Source organism: Kribbella sp. CA-247076 (genome assembly GCF_050942445.1).
Classification (GTDB): Bacteria; Actinomycetota; Actinomycetes; order Propionibacteriales; family Kribbellaceae; genus Kribbella.
Genome location: NZ_CP192051.1, coordinates 1,477,697 through 1,494,825, shown reverse-complemented (window position 1 = coordinate 1,494,825; position 17,129 = coordinate 1,477,697). Strand labels below are relative to the sequence as shown.

General features: G+C 70.6%; 21 protein-coding genes and 1 pseudogene. 10 read left to right on the top strand and 12 right to left on the bottom strand.

Translation table 11 applies throughout. The annotated features are described in order from the left end of the window. Positions 1 to 4 precede the first annotated feature (4 nt). The gene (locus ACQPYZ_RS07120) at positions 5 to 328 is read right to left on the bottom strand and encodes an AzlD domain-containing protein (RefSeq protein WP_433166466.1); all 324 of its coding nucleotides are present in this window, start codon (positions 326 to 328) and stop codon (positions 5 to 7) included. Continuing rightward, a complete protein-coding gene (locus tag ACQPYZ_RS07115; RefSeq protein ID WP_433166464.1) occupies positions 325 to 1,011 on the bottom strand; it encodes an AzlC family ABC transporter permease in 687 nt (228 codons plus the stop codon). Before ACQPYZ_RS07115 ends, ACQPYZ_RS07120 begins: the two co-directional genes overlap by 4 nt. A 54-nt stretch (positions 1,012 to 1,065) precedes the next feature. Between ACQPYZ_RS07115 and ACQPYZ_RS07110 the strand changes: the two genes are divergently transcribed. Continuing rightward, a complete protein-coding gene (locus tag ACQPYZ_RS07110) occupies positions 1,066 to 1,635 on the top strand; it encodes a helix-turn-helix domain-containing protein (RefSeq protein ID WP_433166462.1) in 570 nt (189 codons plus the stop codon). Positions 1,636 to 1,641: 6 nt separating this feature from the next. Here the strand turns inward: ACQPYZ_RS07110 and ACQPYZ_RS07105 are convergent, their stop codons facing one another. Then, positions 1,642 to 2,472 carry an SAM-dependent methyltransferase gene (locus ACQPYZ_RS07105; protein WP_433166461.1) on the bottom strand — a complete coding sequence of 277 codons (831 nt, stop codon included), beginning with the start codon at positions 2,470 to 2,472 and terminating at the stop codon, positions 1,642 to 1,644. 139 nt (positions 2,473 to 2,611) lie between these two features. Here ACQPYZ_RS07105 and ACQPYZ_RS07100 point away from each other — a divergent pair, with 139 nt between their 5' ends. Then, on the top strand, positions 2,612 to 3,481 hold the full coding sequence (locus ACQPYZ_RS07100) for a helix-turn-helix domain-containing protein (RefSeq protein ID WP_433166460.1): 870 nt from the start codon (positions 2,612 to 2,614) through the stop codon (positions 3,479 to 3,481). A 46-nt stretch (positions 3,482 to 3,527) separates the two neighbouring features. On the opposite strand, the gene ACQPYZ_RS07095 is transcribed toward ACQPYZ_RS07100, so the two are convergent. Further along, positions 3,528 to 4,016 (bottom strand): winged helix-turn-helix transcriptional regulator, encoded by a 489-nt coding sequence (locus ACQPYZ_RS07095; RefSeq protein WP_433166458.1) that lies wholly within the window; start codon positions 4,014 to 4,016, stop codon positions 3,528 to 3,530. Positions 4,017 to 4,136: 120 nt separating this feature from the next. Here ACQPYZ_RS07095 and ACQPYZ_RS07090 point away from each other — a divergent pair. Further along, positions 4,137 to 4,418 (top strand): annotated as a pseudogene (locus ACQPYZ_RS07090) (GNAT family N-acetyltransferase); the annotation flags it as partial. Between the two features lie 120 nt (positions 4,419 to 4,538). Here the strand turns inward: ACQPYZ_RS07090 and ACQPYZ_RS07085 are convergent. Beyond that, complete coding sequence (locus ACQPYZ_RS07085; RefSeq protein WP_433166456.1) at positions 4,539 to 5,696, bottom strand: epoxide hydrolase family protein; 1,158 nt, start codon at positions 5,694 to 5,696, stop codon at positions 4,539 to 4,541. A 104-nt stretch (positions 5,697 to 5,800) separates the two neighbouring features. On the opposite strand from ACQPYZ_RS07085, the gene ACQPYZ_RS07080 reads away from it, so the two are divergent. Beyond that, a complete protein-coding gene (locus ACQPYZ_RS07080) occupies positions 5,801 to 6,028 on the top strand; it encodes a hypothetical protein (RefSeq protein WP_433166454.1) in 228 nt (75 codons plus the stop codon). Positions 6,029 to 6,137: 109 nt separating this feature from the next. On the opposite strand, the gene ACQPYZ_RS07075 is transcribed toward ACQPYZ_RS07080, so the two are convergent. After that, positions 6,138 to 6,719 carry a dienelactone hydrolase family protein gene (locus ACQPYZ_RS07075; protein WP_433166453.1) on the bottom strand — a complete coding sequence of 194 codons (582 nt, stop codon included), beginning with the start codon at positions 6,717 to 6,719 and terminating at the stop codon, positions 6,138 to 6,140. A gap of 58 nt (positions 6,720 to 6,777) precedes the next feature. On the opposite strand from ACQPYZ_RS07075, the gene ACQPYZ_RS07070 reads away from it, so the two are divergent. Further along, positions 6,778 to 7,362 carry an ArsR/SmtB family transcription factor gene (locus ACQPYZ_RS07070; protein ID WP_433166451.1) on the top strand — a complete coding sequence of 195 codons (585 nt, stop codon included), beginning with the start codon at positions 6,778 to 6,780 and terminating at the stop codon, positions 7,360 to 7,362. Here ACQPYZ_RS07070 and ACQPYZ_RS07065 read toward each other — a convergent pair. Continuing rightward, positions 7,298 to 7,924: a hypothetical protein gene (locus tag ACQPYZ_RS07065; protein ID WP_433166449.1), complete on the bottom strand. Its 627-nt coding sequence runs from the start codon at positions 7,922 to 7,924 to the stop codon at positions 7,298 to 7,300. The genes ACQPYZ_RS07070 and ACQPYZ_RS07065 overlap by 65 nt on opposite strands. A gap of 190 nt (positions 7,925 to 8,114) precedes the next feature. Continuing rightward, the gene (locus ACQPYZ_RS07060; protein WP_433166447.1) at positions 8,115 to 8,588 is read right to left on the bottom strand and encodes a MarR family winged helix-turn-helix transcriptional regulator; all 474 of its coding nucleotides are present in this window, start codon (positions 8,586 to 8,588) and stop codon (positions 8,115 to 8,117) included. Between the two features lie 56 nt (positions 8,589 to 8,644). On the opposite strand from ACQPYZ_RS07060, the gene ACQPYZ_RS07055 reads away from it, so the two are divergent. Genes ACQPYZ_RS07055 through ACQPYZ_RS07045 form a run of 3 tightly spaced genes read left to right on the top strand, consistent with a single transcriptional unit; the run spans position 8,645 to position 10,946 of the window. After that, positions 8,645 to 9,601, top strand: a complete 957-nt coding sequence (locus ACQPYZ_RS07055) for a glutamate-cysteine ligase family protein (protein WP_433166446.1) — start codon at positions 8,645 to 8,647, stop codon at positions 9,599 to 9,601. Continuing rightward, a complete protein-coding gene (locus tag ACQPYZ_RS07050; protein WP_433166444.1) occupies positions 9,598 to 10,557 on the top strand; it encodes a hypothetical protein in 960 nt (319 codons plus the stop codon). The genes ACQPYZ_RS07055 and ACQPYZ_RS07050 overlap by 4 nt, the downstream gene beginning before the upstream one ends. Next, complete coding sequence (locus ACQPYZ_RS07045) at positions 10,554 to 10,946, top strand: MAPEG family protein (RefSeq protein ID WP_433166443.1); 393 nt, start codon at positions 10,554 to 10,556, stop codon at positions 10,944 to 10,946. Before ACQPYZ_RS07050 ends, ACQPYZ_RS07045 begins: the two co-directional genes overlap by 4 nt. Positions 10,947 to 10,970: 24 nt before the next feature. Here ACQPYZ_RS07045 and ACQPYZ_RS07040 read toward each other — a convergent pair whose 3' ends face one another. Then, on the bottom strand, positions 10,971 to 12,188 hold the full coding sequence (locus tag ACQPYZ_RS07040) for a GNAT family N-acetyltransferase (protein WP_433166441.1): 1,218 nt from the start codon (positions 12,186 to 12,188) through the stop codon (positions 10,971 to 10,973). Positions 12,189 to 12,260: 72 nt separating this feature from the next. Here ACQPYZ_RS07040 and ACQPYZ_RS07035 point away from each other — a divergent pair, with 72 nt between their 5' ends. Continuing rightward, a complete protein-coding gene (locus ACQPYZ_RS07035; protein ID WP_433166439.1) occupies positions 12,261 to 12,698 on the top strand; it encodes a TIGR03618 family F420-dependent PPOX class oxidoreductase in 438 nt (145 codons plus the stop codon). Between the two features lie 10 nt (positions 12,699 to 12,708). On the opposite strand, the gene ACQPYZ_RS07030 is transcribed toward ACQPYZ_RS07035, so the two are convergent. Further along, positions 12,709 to 13,872: an acyl-CoA dehydrogenase family protein gene (locus tag ACQPYZ_RS07030; protein WP_433166438.1), complete on the bottom strand. Its 1,164-nt coding sequence runs from the start codon at positions 13,870 to 13,872 to the stop codon at positions 12,709 to 12,711. 124 nt (positions 13,873 to 13,996) lie between these two features. Here ACQPYZ_RS07030 and ACQPYZ_RS07025 point away from each other — a divergent pair, with 124 nt between their 5' ends. Then, a complete protein-coding gene (locus ACQPYZ_RS07025; protein ID WP_433166436.1) occupies positions 13,997 to 15,334 on the top strand; it encodes a UDP-glucose dehydrogenase family protein in 1,338 nt (445 codons plus the stop codon). Here the strand turns inward: ACQPYZ_RS07025 and ACQPYZ_RS07020 are convergent. Next, positions 15,331 to 16,551, bottom strand: coding sequence for an MFS transporter (locus ACQPYZ_RS07020; protein WP_433166434.1), 1,221 nt, complete (start codon positions 16,549 to 16,551; stop codon positions 15,331 to 15,333). The two genes, ACQPYZ_RS07025 and ACQPYZ_RS07020, sit on opposite strands and share 4 nt — an antisense overlap. 74 nt (positions 16,552 to 16,625) lie before the next feature. After that, a complete protein-coding gene (purE, locus tag ACQPYZ_RS07015; protein WP_433166432.1) occupies positions 16,626 to 17,129 on the bottom strand; it encodes a 5-(carboxyamino)imidazole ribonucleotide mutase in 504 nt (167 codons plus the stop codon).

Genomic DNA, 17,129 nt, shown 5'->3' with positions numbered 1-17,129 from the left:
CGGCCTACGGTACGCCGAGCAGCCGCAGACCGGCCGCGGTCGCGGCGGCAGCAACCACCACCAGCACGAACGGCGCCTTCCGCCAGGCCAGCACCCCGCCGACCAGCACCCCGGCCGGACGCGCGATCCCGGCCGGGCCGCCGCCCTCCATCAGCGCCGCGGTCGCGACCAGCGCCGCCAGCAGGACGATGGCCGACGCACCCAGGAACTGCTGGGCCCGCTCCGGGATCTCGACCCGGCTGCGCAGCATCGGCCCGGCGAACCGCAGCGAAAAGGTGCCAACGGCAAGGATCGCGATCGCGACCAGCAGAAGCGGCGTGTCGCTCATCGGGAGACCTCCAGCGCGGGCTTGTCCGCGCGGTAGAACAGCAAGCCGACCAGGGCGAGCAGCACCGGCAGACCGGCCGGCAGGAACGGCGTCGCCGCCAGCGCGACCACGCTGCCCACCAGGGCCGCCGTACGCGTCGACTTGTCGCGTAGCGCGGGGAGCACGAGCGCCAGCAGGACCGCGGGGAACGCCGCATCCAGTCCGAAGACGTCGGTGTCCGTGATGACGGTCCCGGCCAGTCCGCCGACCAGGACGCCCAGGTTCCAGCAGACGAAGATCCCGATGCCGGCCGCCCAATAGGCCGCCCGACGCTGCCGTACGTCGTCCTGGCCGAGCGCGAACGCGACGTTCTCGTCGGTCATCAGGTGGCTGCCCGGCACCCGTCGCCAGCCGCCACCGATCACGTCGCTGACCGCGAGCCCGAACGCGACGTGCCGGGAGTTCACCAGCACGCCGGCGATCATCGCCGCGATCGGGCTTCCGCCGGCCGCCACGATCCCGACGAACAGGAACTGCGACGCCCCCGCGAACACCACGATCGACAGCACCACCGGGACCCACAACGGCAGGCCGTTGCCGACGCTGATCGCGCCGTACGAGAGCCCGACGACGCCGTCGGCGAGGCAGACCAGCCCGATGTCCCGGGCCAGTCCACGGTCGAGTGTTCGCCAGATCGAACGCATGGGTTTTATGATGAACAGCAGACCGTGCGTTCGTCAAGCCGAACAGATCGACCGATGGAGCGAACACCCATGGACACGAAGGCGCCGCTCGACGTGATCGCGGCCTCGCTACGCCGGCACCGCGCTCGCGCAGGCCTCTCGCTCAGTGAGGTGGCCAAGCGAGCCGGAGTCGCGAAGTCGACGCTGTCCCAGCTGGAGTCCGGCACCGGCAACCCGAGCGTGGAGACGCTGTGGGCGCTGGCCGTCGCCCTGGACACCCCGTTCGCCGCCCTGCTCGATCCACCCCGCCCGAAGGTCCAGGTGATCCGCGCCGGTGAGGGCCCGGTGATCTACTCCGACCAGGCGGAGTACGGCGCCACGCTGGTCGCGTCCTGCCCGCCGAACGCACGCCGCGACATCTACCGCATCACCGCGTCCCCCGGCGCCGGCCGGAAGTCCGAGCCGCACATGCCCGGAGTCGTGGAGCACGTCGTCCTCAGCTCCGGCCGCGCGCTGATCGGTCCGGTCGACGATCCCGTCGAGCTCTCGCCCGGCGACTACATCGCCTACCCCGGCGACCAGGCCCACCTCTTCCAGGCCCTGGAGGACGGCACCTCGGCCGTCCTCGTCTCCGAGCACGTGTGAAGCCGGTCAGACCTTGCGGCCGACGGCGGCGGCGATGCACTCCTCGACCTGGTTGAGCGGCTTCACCCGCGGCCCGTCCGGCCACCAGTCGTCGCACAGCACCAGCCCCGGTGGGACGAGCTCCTGGTCGGGGAACAGCTCCAGCAGTTGCTCGCGGGTGCGGAACACCCCGCTGCCCATCGGACTGTGGGTGAACTTCTCCTCCATCTTCCGCGCGATCGCCGAGTGCTCCGGGGTCTGCGGGTCGTAGAAGTGCGCGATCACCGTGTACGACCCCGGCACCACGGCGTCGACGTACTTCTGCATGATCGCGGGACCGTCGTCGCCGATGTAGTGGTGCAGCGTGCCGTTCTGGATCACGGCGATCGGCTGGCCGAAGTCGAGGAAGTCCTGCTCCTTGACCAGCGGGAGGACCTCGTCGGGGTCGAAGATGTCGGCGCTGACGAAGCGGGTGTTCTCGTTCTCCTCCAGCAGCGCGCGGCCGTGGGCGAGCACCACCGGGTCGTTGTCGATGTAGAGCACCTTGGCCTCGGGCTGCAGCCGCTGCACGACCTGGTGCGTGTTCTCCGCGGTCGGCAGGCCGGAGCCACAGTCGAGGTACTGCGTGATGCCCACCTGGCCGGCCAGGAAGCGGCAGGCCCGGATCAGGAAGTTCCGGTTCGACCAGGCGAGATCGTTCACCTGCGGCGCCACCGTCGCGACCTGGCGGAGCACTTCCCGGTCGACCTCGTAGTTGTCCTTGCCGTTCAGCGCGGCGTCGTACACGCGGGCGATGCTGGCCCGGGTCGTGTCCACGCCCACCGGAATCGAGCTGGGTGCCTTGGTGGCATCGGGCATCGGCGAAACCTCGCAAGAGTCGGAAACTGTGAGTGGAACTCTACTGATGGTGAGGCTCGGTGGACACGGGCCGTGAGCACGCCGGTGCGATCCTGTTGTGAAATGATCGACCGGCACCGCGACTTCTGGGGAGACGAGAGTGACCGAGCCGGGCGCGTACGGCGGGCCGACCGCCCTGCGCATCATGCTCGGAGCCCACCTCCGCCGGCTGCGCGAGGAAGCGAACATCACCCGCACCGACGCCGGCTGGGCGATCCGCGGCTCGGAGTCGAAGATCAGCCGGCTCGAGCTCGGCCGGGTCGGCTTCAAGGTCCGTGACGTCGAGGACCTGCTCGCGCTGTACAAGCTGGACGACGAGGACGAGCGCGAGCGGCTGCTCGACCTGGCCCGGGAGGCGAACAACCCCGGCTGGTGGCAGCGGTACGACGACGTCACGCCGAACTGGTTCCACTCCTACCTCGGCCTGGAGATGGCGGCCGACCTGATCCGGACCTTCGAGCTCCAGTTCGTCCCCGGGCTGCTGCAGACGCCGGACTACGCCCGGGCGGTGTTCCAGCTCGGCCGGGACCGGCCGATGCCGACGGCGGACCGGGAACGGCTGGTGTCGTTGCGGATGTCGCGCCAGCAGGCGCTCACCCGGCAGCGGCCGGCCCGGCTGTGGGCGATCGTCGACGAGGCCGTGCTGCGCCGGCCGATCGGCAACAAGGAGATCCTCAAGGCGCAGCTGGAGCACCTGATCGTGGCGTCGCAGCGGCACAACGTCACGCTGCAGATCCTCCCGTTCTCCCAGGGCGGGTACTGCGCGACCGGTGGCGCGTTCACGCTGCTGCGATTCAACGACGCCGACCTGCCGGACATCGTCTACATCGAGCACCTGACCAGCGCGGTGTACGTCGACAAGCGCGACGAGGTGGACGGCTACACGGTCACCATGGACACGCTGTCGATCTCGGCCGCCCAGCCCCGCGACACCGAACGCCTCATCCGCAACGCCATCGACCTCCTCTGACCCCCGCTCTCGCTCGACCGGCGGGGCTCGGGGTTGGGCGGGACGGTCAGCCGGCGAGGGGGCGGGGTTGGGCGCCGGGGCCGGGGCGGATGGCGACCTCGCGGGCGTCGGGCTCGTGGCCGGCCTCGCAGCGCAGTACGACGGTGATCTGCTCACCGCAGTCGCGATGCTGCGGGACGATCGGCGGGCCGCCGTCGAGCGGCAGGTACTCGTCGCCCCACTGGATCATCGCCACCAGCACCGGGTAGAGGTCGAGCCCGGCCTGGGTCAGGCGGTACTCGTACCGCTCGCGCTGCCCCGGCAGCCGGTACGGATGGCGACGCAGCAGGCCGCGCTCGATCAGCGCCGCGAGCCGCTCGGTCAGCACCTGCCGCGGGATCCCCGACCGGGCCCGGATGTCCTCGAACCGGCGGACGCCGACGAACAGCTCCCGGAGCACGTGGAACGTCCACTTGTCGCCCAGGATCTGCATCGTCCGCGAGATCGTGCAGTTCTCCGTCGACCACCGCATCGCCTCGGGTCTGCGCTCGTCCATGCTCCGAGGATAAGTCCGCTTGACAGACTCAGCCAACCAGGCAACGCTGAATCCGTGAATCAGACTCAGGTACCCGAGGTCCGCCCGGCCGGTGAACCCGACGCGGACGGCCTGACCACGATGCTCACCGGGCTGACCGATCTCAGCCTCTACTTCCGCTTCCAGACCGCCATCGGCCGCCCGCCGCGACTCGGGCTGGTGCTGCGCATGCTCTGCCCGTCCGGTCAGGCCTGGGTCGCCACCCGGGACGACCGGGTCGTCGGGCACGTGATGTGGGCCTGGGCGTACGGCGTGTACGACGAGCCGACCGCCGAGCTCGCCGCCGTCGTCAGCGAGTCCGAGCAGCGCCGCGGCCTCGGCGTACGGATGCTGGCGATCGCGGCCGCGGACGCGATCTCCGCCGGCGCCCGCCGGTTCCTGTTCGTGGTCAGCCCGGCGAACGACCGGATCGCCCGGATGATCCGCCGGCGCTGGCCGGACGCCACCGTCCAGCGTGACGGGGCCCTGCTCAACTTCCTGGTGTCAGCGAAGCTTCCGGAAGAAGGCCCGGATATCGCCGACCAGCAGGTCTGGCGCCTCGAGGGCGGCAAAGTGGCCTCCGCGGGTGAACTCCGACCAGTGGACGATGCGGTGGCGGCGTTCTAGCACCCGCCGGATCGCCGGATCGGTCGGGAACACCGCGACCCCGGTCGGTACGCCGGACGGCCCGGCCGGATCGTCGCCCGCCGCCCGGTTCTCGTAGTACAGGTTGGCCGAGGTGGCGCCGGTGTTGGTGAACCAGTAGATCGAGGCGTCGAGCAACAGGTGGTCGAGCTCGACCGCATCCTCGGGCAGTGTCCGCGCGGGATCGGTCCACTCCCAGAACTTCTCCAGGATCCAGGCCAGCTGCCCGACCGGCGAGTCGCTCAACCCGAACGACACCGTCTGCGGCCGCGTGCCTTGGAGCTCGGCGTACCCGGTCCCCACCTCGCGCAGGCGCTCGGCGGCCGCCAACCGTTCGCGCTCGACGTCGCCCAGCTGCTCGACGTCACCGGGCTCGAGGTCCGGAAACGCCAGACCACCATTGATGTGTACGCCGAGCACGTGCTCGGCGTCGACGTGACCGAGCAGCGGTGACACGACCGAACCGGTGTCGCCGCCCTGTGCGCCGTACCGCTGGTAGCCCAGCCGGCTCATCAGCTCGGCCCACGCGTCAGCGATCCGCCGGTGATCCCAGGGCGACTCCAACGGCACCGAGAAGCCGTGGCCGGGCACCGAGGGCGCGACGACGTGGAAGGCGTCGCGCGGATCACCGCCGTACGACGCCGGGTCGGTCAGCGGCCCGAGGACCGGCAGGAACTCGGCGACGGACCCCGGCCAGCCGTGCGTCAGGATCAGCGGCAACGCGTCGGCCTCCGGCGACCGGACGTGCAGGAAGTGCACCGTCTGCTCGTCGATCCGCGTGGTGAACTGCGGGTACTCGTTGAGCCGCGCTTCCCACCGCCGCCAGTCGAACGACTTCCACTGCTCCACGACCTGCCGGAGGTAACCGACCGGCACCCCGCGATCCCATCCGCCACCGGGCAACTCGCGCGGCCATCGGACCCTGGCCAGACGTTCCCGCAGGTCGTCCAGCGCCTGCTGCGGCACGTCGATCCGGAACTCGTTCACCTCGTCGATCGTGTCACCGAAGCGGTCCATCGGGCCGCGATCCGGATAGCGAACGCGTGTCAGCGGTGGCCGGCCCGGTTTCCTGACAGCACGAGTTCCCGACAGCGCGGAACTGGCGTAATACTGAGAGCCTGATGGAACCCTCCCGCGCGACGACGCGTCGTCACCTGTCCACGAGTCCCTTCAAACCCCGCGACCCGGAACCGGTCAAAGTCTTCGAGGCCGGCCAGCGGGTGTCTCACGACAAGGAAGGCCTCGGCCGAGTCGTCTCGGTCGACAGCACCCAAGCGGTCGTGGTCGACTTCGGCGGCGGCAAGCTCATCCGCTTCCTGGCCCCGTTCGCCAAGCTCCACGCCCTCTGAAACCCTCCCCACCGCATCCCCTGTCCCCCGCCCGACGCCCGGCCCGGTCCCTCACGACCGGGCCGGCCTCTCGTTCCGGGGCCGGGGCGGCTTACTCGCGGAGTCGGCGTCAGCTGGACAGCTTGTTCAGGAAGGTGAGCGTGCGCTGGGTCAGCAGTGCGGCGGCCTCCGGGTCGTAGGCCGGGAGGGACGAGTCGGCGAAGAGGTGCTCCTTGCCGGGGTAGAGAAACAGCTCCGCCTGGTCGACCGCGGCCACCAGGGCGCGGGCGGCGTCGAGGTCACCGCCTTCCTCGGCGAAGAACGGGTCCTCGTCCTTGCCGTGGATCTGCACCGGTACGCCGTCCGGCCAGGTGCCGAACTCCTCGACCGGGGCGCACGAGTAGTAGAACAACGCACCCAGGGCGCCGGGACGGGTCTGGGTCAACTGCTGCGCCGCCATCACGCCGAGCGAGAAGCCGGCGTACACGATCGCTTCCGGCAACTCCTGGGCGGCGCGGATGCCGCGCTCGGTGACGGTCGCGAAGCCGGTGGTCCGCGCGTAGTCCATGCCCTCGTCCAGGGTGCCGAAGGTGTTCCCGTCGTACAGGTCGGGCAGGTGGACGGTGTGCCCGGCCTGCCGCAGTTCGTCGGCGAAGGACTTCACCCCGTCGGTGAGTCCCTGCGAGTGGTGGTACAGCACGACCTCGGCCATGATCAGCTCCAATGATCCAAATATCTCGAACGTTCGGCGATGCTAGTCTAATCCGACCATGTCGATCAACACTCCGGTGCCGGACTACGAGCTCGAGGAGACGATCGAGCTCACCACCGCCGAGCAGGTGCGCGCGATCAGCGACCCGCTCCGGACGACGATCCTCGGCCTCCTGCACGAGCGGGCGGCGACCGTGACCGAGCTGGCGACCGCGGTCAAGCGTCCGAAGAGTACGGTCGCCCACCACGTGAAGGTGCTCACCGACGCCGGCATCCTGCGTGTGGTCCGGACGCGGCGCGTCCGGGCGATCGAGGAGCGCTTCTACGGCCGGGCCGCCCGGATGTTCTACGTCGGCCTCGGTCGCTCGGGCGCGGACGGCGTACCGCTGCCGCCGGACTTCAACGACTTCGAGGTCGCCGCGAAGGAGTCGACCGCTGCGTACGACGCCGGCCAGCTGCGCTCGTTCATCCGGCACGCCCGCATCCCGGAGGAACGTGCCGCCGAGTTCTGGCAGCAGGTCGACCGCATCATCCACGAGTTCGACCAACTGCCCCGCGCCGGCGACACCACCTACGGCTTCACCGTCGGTCTCTACCCGATCCTGGACTACCCGACCCTCCCGCCACCGGCCGAAGCGGAATAGCGCAGGCCAGCATGACGAGCGCCATGAACGAGTAGTAGTACAGGGCCACCCAGAGCCCGGCCGGAGTGTCCAGCGTGAGGTGCGGGGCGAACGACCCGACCGTCAGCGCCCACACCGGTACGACGCTCGCAGCCAGCAGGCCTGCGATCACCCGGAGAAGCCTTCGTCCGCGACCGGCGATCGCGTAGCCGCCGAGGATGCCGTAGAGCGGCACCCCGATCGCGCCGCCGCCGAGACCACTCTCCAGCACGCCGAGTGGATCGGGGGCCAGGACTGCCATGAACAGCAACGGCGCCAGGACCAGCCATCGCCAGTGCGGCCGCCCACCGGTCCGGCGGAGATGCTCGGCCCACCCCAGCAGCCCGCCGGCGAGCACGCCAGGCAGCAGGATCCAGACAAAGGTGCCGACCCAGGCGACCGCGGAGTCGTCACCGGCGACCTGCGCCATGAACCCGCGCAGTCCGGCTGCCCAGGCGAGGCCGCAGAGACCGCCCAGGGCGATCAGTGTGATCGGACCAGCAGTGGTTTCCTGGGTTTGCCTGGTCAGCTCTCCTGTTGTCATCGGGACCTCCCCCGTCAGCACCCCTAGGGCGTGTCTGACAATTCAGCGTCGTAGCGAGGAGGTGCTCGGTGCGGTGGCTCGGCGTGCTGGAGTGAAGGCCTCGATGTGGTTTTCATCGTGGCCTTTGCTCCAGTGCGGCGAGGTGCCGTGCCGAGTGCCGCGCAGTAGGCGATGGATTGTCAGACACGCCCTAGCTCGCAGCTTGCTCCTCGAACCAGCGGTCGACAAGATCGGCGATGCGGGCGAGGACGTCGCGGGCGGTGTTGTAGTCCTCCTCGCCGAACTCGGCCGCGAAGCGTTCCTCGAGGTCCTTCAGGTGGTTGTAGCCGTCGCTCGCGACCTCGATGCCGTGCTCGGTGTAGGTCACCAGCTTGGCCCGCCCGTCCTCGGGGTCGGGACGCATCTCCAGGATGTCCAGCGCAACCAGCTCCCGGATCACCTCACCCATCGACTGCCGGGTGATCCCGGCCCGCGCGGCCATGTCGGCGGCGCGCGAACCGTCCCGGGTGAGCGTCGCGAAGACGACATTATGGGCCGGCTTCAGCTCGAGATGGCCGTCGCGGTGCTCGGTCCGGACCATGTCCGCCTGCAACGCCCGGTTGGCCCGGTCGACCAGGGCGATGAACGGCTTCCGGTCGAGCCGGGGCAGTTCGCCTCTTGACATCCGTAAGGAATCCTTCCAATATTTCGACAGGCATCCTTACAGTATCAGGAGGACCGATGAACCCCAAGGAGCTCCGGCCACTCGTCGCCGGCCTGTTCGCCCAGGGCCGTCGCCGGACCGTCCGGGTCGCCGTCGAGCAGGAGTTCCTGGTCGCCGACAGCACGACGGGCGCCGTCGTACCGATCGAGCGGGTGCGCGCTGCGGCCGCCTCCGCGCTGGTCGCGCCGTACGTCGGGTTCGAGCCGGGCGGCCAGCTCGAGCTGAGCCTGCCGTGCTCGCCCGACCCGGTCCCACAGGTCCGCACGTACGTCGACGACCTGCAGCGTCACCTGGCCGCGGCGCACATCAGCATCTACGCGCTCCCGGTCGACCCGCGGCCCGAGCACGAGGTCCCGCTGCAGCTGACGACCCCGCGGTACGTCGCGATGCACCGGCACTTCGACGCGATCGGCCCGGCCGGTCGCCGGATGATGCGCCGGACCGCGTCCACGCAGGTGTGCCTCGACTGGTGGCCCGGCCGCGCCGGCGCCGAGCAGTGGCGGGTCCTTAACCTTGCGGGCCCGTTCCTGGCGGCGGCCTTCGCCCGCAGCGCGGGCCGCGAGGGTCGGCTCACTACCTGGCTGGAGACCGACCCGGCGCGGACCGGCTTCGACGACCGCCTGCTGTCCGGCGACGACCCGGTCGCGGCGTACACCGCGTTCGCCGCCGGGGCCGCGGTCTTCACCACCGGTGGACCGGCCGACCACCTCACCACTCTGTTCCCGCCGGTCCGGCCGAGGGCGACGTACCTCGAAGTCCGCTTCCTCGACGCGCAGGAGCCGGCCGCGCTCGGTCCCGTCGTCAGCGCACTGACGAGTTTGCTGTACGACGACGACCGCCGCCGGACCGCCCTGCGCGCACTCGAGCCGGAGCGTGCCCACTTGGCTGACCACTGGCGTGCTGCCGCAGCCGGCGATCCGGCCACCGCGGCGTACGGACACGAGCTGGTCCCTGGACTGGAGCTGGTCGCATGAACGCCATCCTGTTCGTCACCGATCCCCTCGCCGGGCTGCTGGCCGAGATCGACGCGACGATCGGCCTGATGCACGCGAGCCAGGAGCTCGGCCACGACGTCTGGTGCTGCCGGCCGGAGGAGCTCGCGGTCGTCGACGGCCGGCTCCGCGCCCACGCGCACAAGATCCGGCTGCGGCCGCGGCACCCCGGCGGCGACCACCGCTGGGTGGTCGACCGGACCTGGTGGGACGAGCTCGACCTCGCCATGGTCGAGGTCGCCGACTTCGACGTCGTGCATCTGCGGATCGACCCGCCCGTCGACGACCGGTACCTGCACACGACGTACCTGCTCGACCTCGCGGGCACTCGAGTGGTCAACCGCCCGGACGGGATCCGCGCGGTGCACGAGAAGCTGGTCGCGCTCCGGTTCCCCGAGCTGTGCCCGCCGACGTACGTCGGCCCGTCCGTGAGCGGACTGCGTGAGTTCGTCGCGCGGGTCGGGACGGCGGTGGTCAAGCCGGTCGACGGGTTCGCCGGGCTGGACGTCTGGCTCGTCCACGACGACCACGCGGCGGTCGCGCTGCTCGAGTCGGCCACGCACGGCGGCCGGCGGCAGGTGATCGCGCAGCAGTACCTGCCGGCCGTTGAACACGGCAACAAACGGCTCTTCCTGCTCGACGGCGAGATCGCCGGCGCGGTGCTGCGCCGGCCGTGCGCCGACGACTTCCGGATCGGGCCACCGGTCGCCCCGGCCGCGATCGAGGACGCCGACCTCGCGATCGCCGCCGCGCTGAAGCCGCTGCTGGTCCGCCACGGTCTGGTGATCGCCGGTGCCGACGTCATCGGCGGCCGGCTGATCGAGGTCAACGTGACGTGTCCCGGCGGCATGCACAAGACCGACGCCCTGCTCGGCACCCGGCTCAGCCACGCGATGGTGAGCCACCTCGTCCACGACCGCGAAGGAGTTCTGGCATGAGTACCGTGACGATCGTCTCGATCGCGCTGATGGGCATCCTGTTGTTCCTGCTCGGCGCCAACGTAACCCGCCACCGAGCGATCCGCGGCGGCGGCAACCAGCTGCCGACCGATCCGGCCGACCCGCTGCTGATAGCGATCCGCGCGCACGGCAACGCGGCCGAGTACATCCCGACGTTGATCGTCCTGCTGCTGGTCTGCTCCACCGTGACCGACAGCCGGCTCGTCGGCGTCCTGGCCGTGGCCGCGCTGGTCGTCCGGACGACGCACGCCGTCGGCATGCTGCGGTCGACGACGATGGCGGCCCACGGCCCGCTCCGCGACGTAGGTGCCTTGGGCACCTATGTCGTCGGGATCGCCATCGGCGTCACCGCGATCGCGACGATCTGACCTCCCGGGCCCGGAGGACGCCGTTCAGAAGATCTCGATGCTGGCCGGGAGGATCGGCCAGCCGAAGGCCGCACCGGCTGTGGCCAGGGCGCCCGGGGTGTGCTCGGTGACCCGGCCGGTGGCGGCGAACTCGGCGAGCGGACGGCCGCCGAGGTAGACCGCACCGAGCTCGGTGACGGACAGGCCGAGGTCGGCGGGGTCCTCGGTGCGTTCGCAGCGGGCCGGTGCGGTCGGGCCGTCCGCGGTCAGCCGGTAGCGGCCCGCGTTCGCCGGGATCAGCTCGTCGGTCACCTCCAGGACGACGTCGACCGGTACGGCGTACCGCCGGTCGGCCAGCGCGCGGGCGACGTCCGTCACCCGGACCCACAGCGACTCGCTCACCCGCCGGCCGAGCGCGGTCGGCGTGGTGACGAGCTGCTGCACCGGCTCGTCGAGCGCGGCGTACCCGTACCCGAGCTTGGCGGACAGATCCATCGTCAGCACGTGCTGCCACAGCGCCCGGTACGCCGCCGGCTCGAGCGCGACCAGCTCCTCCAGCGAGACCTCGTTGGCCGGGCCGCTGGACTCCCAGTTGAGCTTGCCGCGGTAGAGCGCGTAGCCGTCGATGGAGCCGGTCTCGTCGCGGTGCACCAGGATCCGGCGCGCGGTCTTCCCGTCGCGGTGGTCCGGCTTATCCTCCAGGTGCTTCTGCCAGTAGAGGTCCGACCGGCCGGAGACACCCGGCCTGCGCTCCTGCAGGCTGCGCAGCAACGGCGCCAGCTGCTTCGCGGCACCGTCGACGGGCAACTCGCTCAGCTCCCCGGGACGCATGCGCACGTCCGGCGGGCCGACCCGGTGCAGGTCGACCTCGTACGACACGTCGAAGGCGGCCGCGCCGTACCCGAACCGGCCGTAGATGCCGGGCTCGCTGGCCCAGAGCACCGCGATCGCCTCGGGCACGTCCCGCAGCTGCCGGCTGATCAGGCCGGCCATCACCCCGCGCCGCCGGTGGGTCGCGCGCACGCCGACCGCGGTCACGTGCGCGGCCGGCACCACCGCGCCCGGCACGGACAGGTCGCGGGTCAGCGCCCTGGTCGTGCCGATGATCTCGCCGCTGTCGACCGCGACCAGGGCCCGCTCCGGCTCGAACAGCTGCCGGCCCAGGTCGTCCGCCTGCATCTCGAACATCATGGCCCCGCCGAACAGGGCCAGGAACTCCTCGTAGTCCGCCGCCTTCGCCGTACGAATGTCGAATCCGGTCATGCACCGCATCCTCACACGGCCCACCGACAACCCACGACCCTTATTTCGCGGGTCCTGACGCATGATGTCCGGGTGACCACCTTGAACGAGTTCGCGGACCTAGCCCGGGCGGAGCAGGGGCTTGCTGTCGTGTCGACCGTGCGCGCCGACCACACGATCCAGTCGTCCGTCGTCAACCTGGGCGTTCTGGACCACCCCATCGACGGCGATCCCGTCGTCGCGTTCGTGACCTACGGGAAGGTCAAGCTGCGCAACCTCCGGGACCGCCGGCAGGTCAACCTGGCGGTGCGCTCCGGCTGGAAATGGGCGGCCGTGGAAGGACAGGCTGCGATCATCGGGCCGGACGACCCGCATCCAGGTGTGGACGCCGAGCGGCTCCGGCTGATACTGCGCGAGATCTTCACCGCGGCCGGCGGCACCCACGACGACTGGGACGAGTACGACCGGGTGATGGCGGCCGACCGCCGCGCGGCGGTCTTCGTACGCCCCGACCGGATCTACGGCACCTGAGCCCCTTCGATCAGCCGAGGCCCTTCAGAAGCTGACGGGCCATGACGATGCGCTGGACCTGGTTGGTGCCTTCGTAGATCTGGGTGATCTTGGCGTCGCGCATCATCCGTTCGACCGGGTAGTCGTGGGTGTAGCCGTAGCCGCCGAGGAGTTGGACGGCGTCGGTGGTGACGGCCATCGCGACGTCCGAGGCGAAGCACTTGGCGGCGGCGCCGAAGTAGGTCAGGTCGGCGTCACCGCGCTCCGAGCGCGCGGCGGCGGCGTACGTGAGCTGGCGGGCGGCCTCGATCTTCATGCCCATGTCGGCGAGCATGAACTGCAGGCCCTGGAACTCCGCGATCGCCTTGCCGAACTGCTTGCGCTCCTGGACGTACCCGAGCGCATAGTCGAGCGCGCCCTGCGCGATCCCGAGCGCCTGCGCGGCGATCGTCACCCGGGTGTGGTCGAGCGTCGCCATCGCGGTGGTGAACCCGGTGCCCGGGTCGCCGATGAGGCGGCCGGCGGGGATCCGGACGTTGTCGAGGTACACCTCGCGGGTCGGTGAACCCTTGATGCCGAGCTTCTTCTCCGGCGCGCCGAACGAGACCCCCTCGTCGGACTTCTCCACCACGAACGCGCTGATCCCCTTCGACCGCGCGTCCGGGTCGGTGACCGCGAACACGGTGTAGTAGTCGCTGACGCCGGCGTTGGTGATCCACCGCTTCACGCCGTTCAGCACGTAGTGGTCGCCGTCGGGCACCGCCCGGGTCTTCATCGAGACGGCGTCCGAGCCGGCCTCGGGCTCCGACAGGCAGTACGAGAACATCGCGTCCCCCGCGGCCACCGGCGGCAGGTAGCGCTGCTTGACCTCGTCCGCCGCGGACAGCAGCAGCGGCAGCGACCCGAGCTTGTTCACCGCCGGGATCAGCGAGGTCGACGCGCAGGCGCGGGCGACCTCCTCGATCACGATCACGGTCGCGAGCGCGTCCGCCCCGGCGCCGCCGTACTCCTCCGGGATGTGCGGGGCGTGGAAGTCGGACGCCTTCAGCGCGTCGTACGACGCCTTCGGGAACTCGGCCAGCTCGTCCACGTCACCGGCGTGCGGGGCGACCTTGGCGTCACAGACGTCGCGGACCGCCTCCCGGATCGCCTGATGCTCCTCGGACAGCGCGTACAGGTCGAATGAGTTACTCACGAGTTGCACTGTACGACGAACAACCCGCCGACGGAGGACGTCGTACGCCGAAAGTGACCAAACCCGCACGGGCCGGACAAGTGCCGGTCACCGGCTGATAACCAGGATAGGTAGAGTCCCCGGCATGACTGAAGCGACGTCCCGTCCGCTGCGGATCGCCGTGATCGGCACCAATTACCTCGGCGCGAACACGGCCGCGGGCATGGCCGAGTTCGGTTTCGACGTGATCGGCGTCGAGATCGACGAGCACCGGCTGAAGCTGCTGAACGACGGCAAGGCCCCGCTGTACGAACCGGGGCTGGACCCGCTGCTGAAGACCCACGTGGAGTCCGGCCGGCTGCGCTTCACCAAGGACTACCGCGAGATCGCCGACTGGGCGGACGTGCACTTCATCTGCGTCGGCACCCCGCAGCTCGAGGGCAGCGAGGCGGCCGACCTGTCCCAGGTGCACTCGGTCGTGGACATGCTCGCCCCGCTGCTGACCAAGCCCACGCTGGTCGTCGGCCGGTCCACCGTCCCGGTCGGTACGTCGACGATCGTCGAGGACCGGTTCCACGCCGAGGCGCCGGCCGGCTCCGCGGTCGAGCTCGCCTGGCAGCCCGAGTTCCTCCGCGAGGCACATGGCGTCGAGGACACGCTGCACCCGGACCGGCTGGTGTTCGGCGTACGGTCCGCGGCCGCCGAGACCCGGCTGCGCGAGGTCTTCGCCACCCCGATCGCCGAGGGTACGCCGGTGGTCGTCTGCAACCGGCCGACCGCCGAGCTGGTGAAGGGCGGCGCGAACGCCTTCCTGGCCACCAAGATCTCGTTCATCAACGCGCTCGCCGAGATGGCCGACGCGGCCGGCGCCGACGTGACCCAGCTCGCCGACGCGCTCGGATTCGACAAGCGGATCGGCCGCGGGATGCTGAACGCGGGTCCCGGGTACGGCGGCGGCTGCCTGCCGAAGGACCTGCGGGCGTTCATGCACCGGGCCGGCGAGCTGGGCGTCGAAGAGGTGATCACGCTGCTGCGCGAGGTGGACGACATCAACCACCGCCGCCGCGCGCGGATCGTCGACCTGACCCACGAGGTGCTCGGCGCGGAATGGGTCGGCCGCAACGTCACCGTCCTCGGGGCCGCGTTCAAGGCCGGGACCGACGACGTCCGCGACTCGCCCGCGCTCGACGTGGCCGGCCGGATCCAGCTGCACGGCGCGAACGTCACCGTCTACGACCCGGAGGCGATGGAGAACGCCCGCAAGGTCCGCCCGACCCTGCGGTACGCCGGTTCCGCGCTCGAGGCCTGCGACGGCGCCCACGCCGTACTCCACCTGACCGAGTGGCCCGAGTTCCGCGCCCTCGACCCGGTCGCCCTCAAGCAGGTCGTCGCCACCCCCGCCCTCGTCGACGCCCGCCTCCTCCTGAACCCCGACACCTGGCGAGCCGCCGGCTGGACCTACCGAGCCCCCGGCAAGCCCTAGGAAACCGTCGCCGACCGCAGGACGGGTCGCGTCAGGACGACGAGGCCCGTCAGCGCGGCAGCGACCGAGATGCCCAGGCAGACGCCGGTGATTCCCACGCTCGACACGTCCGCCAGGCCGCCGAGGACCGGGTTCATCACCACGAGCGCAAGGCTCTGGCACAGCACCACGACCGACTGCAGCCGCGACTGGTACTCGCGCTCGACCGAGTTCATCAGCAAGGGCAGCACGTGTCCGGTGAACGTCCCGACGCCGATCCCGCTGAGCACACCGGCAGCGAACGCCAGCGGCAGCGGATCGAGGACCGAGAGACCGAGCAGACCGGCGGCAGCGACGAGGAGACCGAGCGCGGCGAACACGCCCGGCCGGGGAAACGCTCCGCGCATGAGGATGCGCAGCGCGATCACCCCCACTCCCAGGCTCCGGCTCGCCACCAGCAACCCCGCGGTCGCCGCGTCCCACCCGTGCGACCTGGCCAGCAACGGGAACAGCAACGCGTCCAGCGGCATCAACAGCCCCGCGGCCACGGTCATCGTGATCAGCAGGGCGCGAGTGAGCGGCCGCCCGAAGGCGACCTTGATCCCGGCCGCGATCGACCTGATCATCCCGGTCGGCATCTCCCCGGGCGGGCTGATCGTCTTTCGCAGGAGGATGAGGACGAGGATCATGACGGCGAAGGTGAGGGCGTCGAAGCCGGCGGCGGCGGTGAGGCCGGACCAGCTGACCAGGAGGCCGCCGACGGCGGTGCCGGTGACGGCGAAGACGACGCCGGTGACCTGGAAGCTGGCCAGCGCCCGCGGCACCTGCTCCGGTGGGACGAGCAGGCGCGGCATCGAGCGCGACGACGGCAGGAAGAACGCGTCGATCACGCCGACCACGAGGGCCAGGCCGAGCAGCAGCCAGACCGGCTCGCCGGCGGCCAGCGTGGCCGGGACCAGCGCGGCCGTCACCGCGAACATCGCCACGCAGCTGACCAGCAGCACGCGCGGCGCGCCGAACCGGTCGCCGACCGCGCCGCCGACCAGCAGCAGGGCGGCCCGCGGTGCGGCGGCGAGGAGCAGGACCAGCCCGGCGACCTGGCCGCCGTGCCGGCTGGCGGACCAGCCGATGGCGAACGTCATCGTCAGGTCGCCGAGCAGGGACACGGCAGCACCGAACAGCCAGATCCAGTAGCGGATCGGGATGCGCTGCGTATCCGATTCAGCGGGCGGAGTCACGATCGATGACCTTAGACGACATCAGGTGGGAACTCACGATTACCCGGCTGCATGCTGTGGAAAACCGGCTGTGATCAGCCTTTACGGAGCTCTGCCGCGCCGTCACGGACCGTGCTGCCCTTGGCCCGGGCGAGGTCGGCCAGCGACTCCTGGTACGCCATCATCCGGCCGCGCAGCTTCTCGTCCGAGGCGGCCAGGATCCGGACGGCGAGCAGGCCCGCGTTCCGGGCGTTCCCGATCGACACGGTCGCGACCGGTACGCCGGCCGGCATCTGCACGATGGACAGCAACGAGTCCATCCCGTCCAGGTACTTCAACGGCACCGGTACGCCGATCACCGGCAACGGCGTCACCGACGCCAGCATGCCGGGCAGGTGCGCGGCACCGCCCGCGCCCGCGATCAGCACCTTGAGACCGCGCTCGTGCGCCGCCCGGCCGTAGTCGATCATCTCCACCGGCATCCGGTGCGCGGAGATCACGTCGGCCTCGAAGGGCACGTCGAACTCGGTGCACACCTCGGCCGCGGCCCGCATCGTCGGCCAGTCGGAGTCCGACCCCATCACGATTCCAACAGTCAT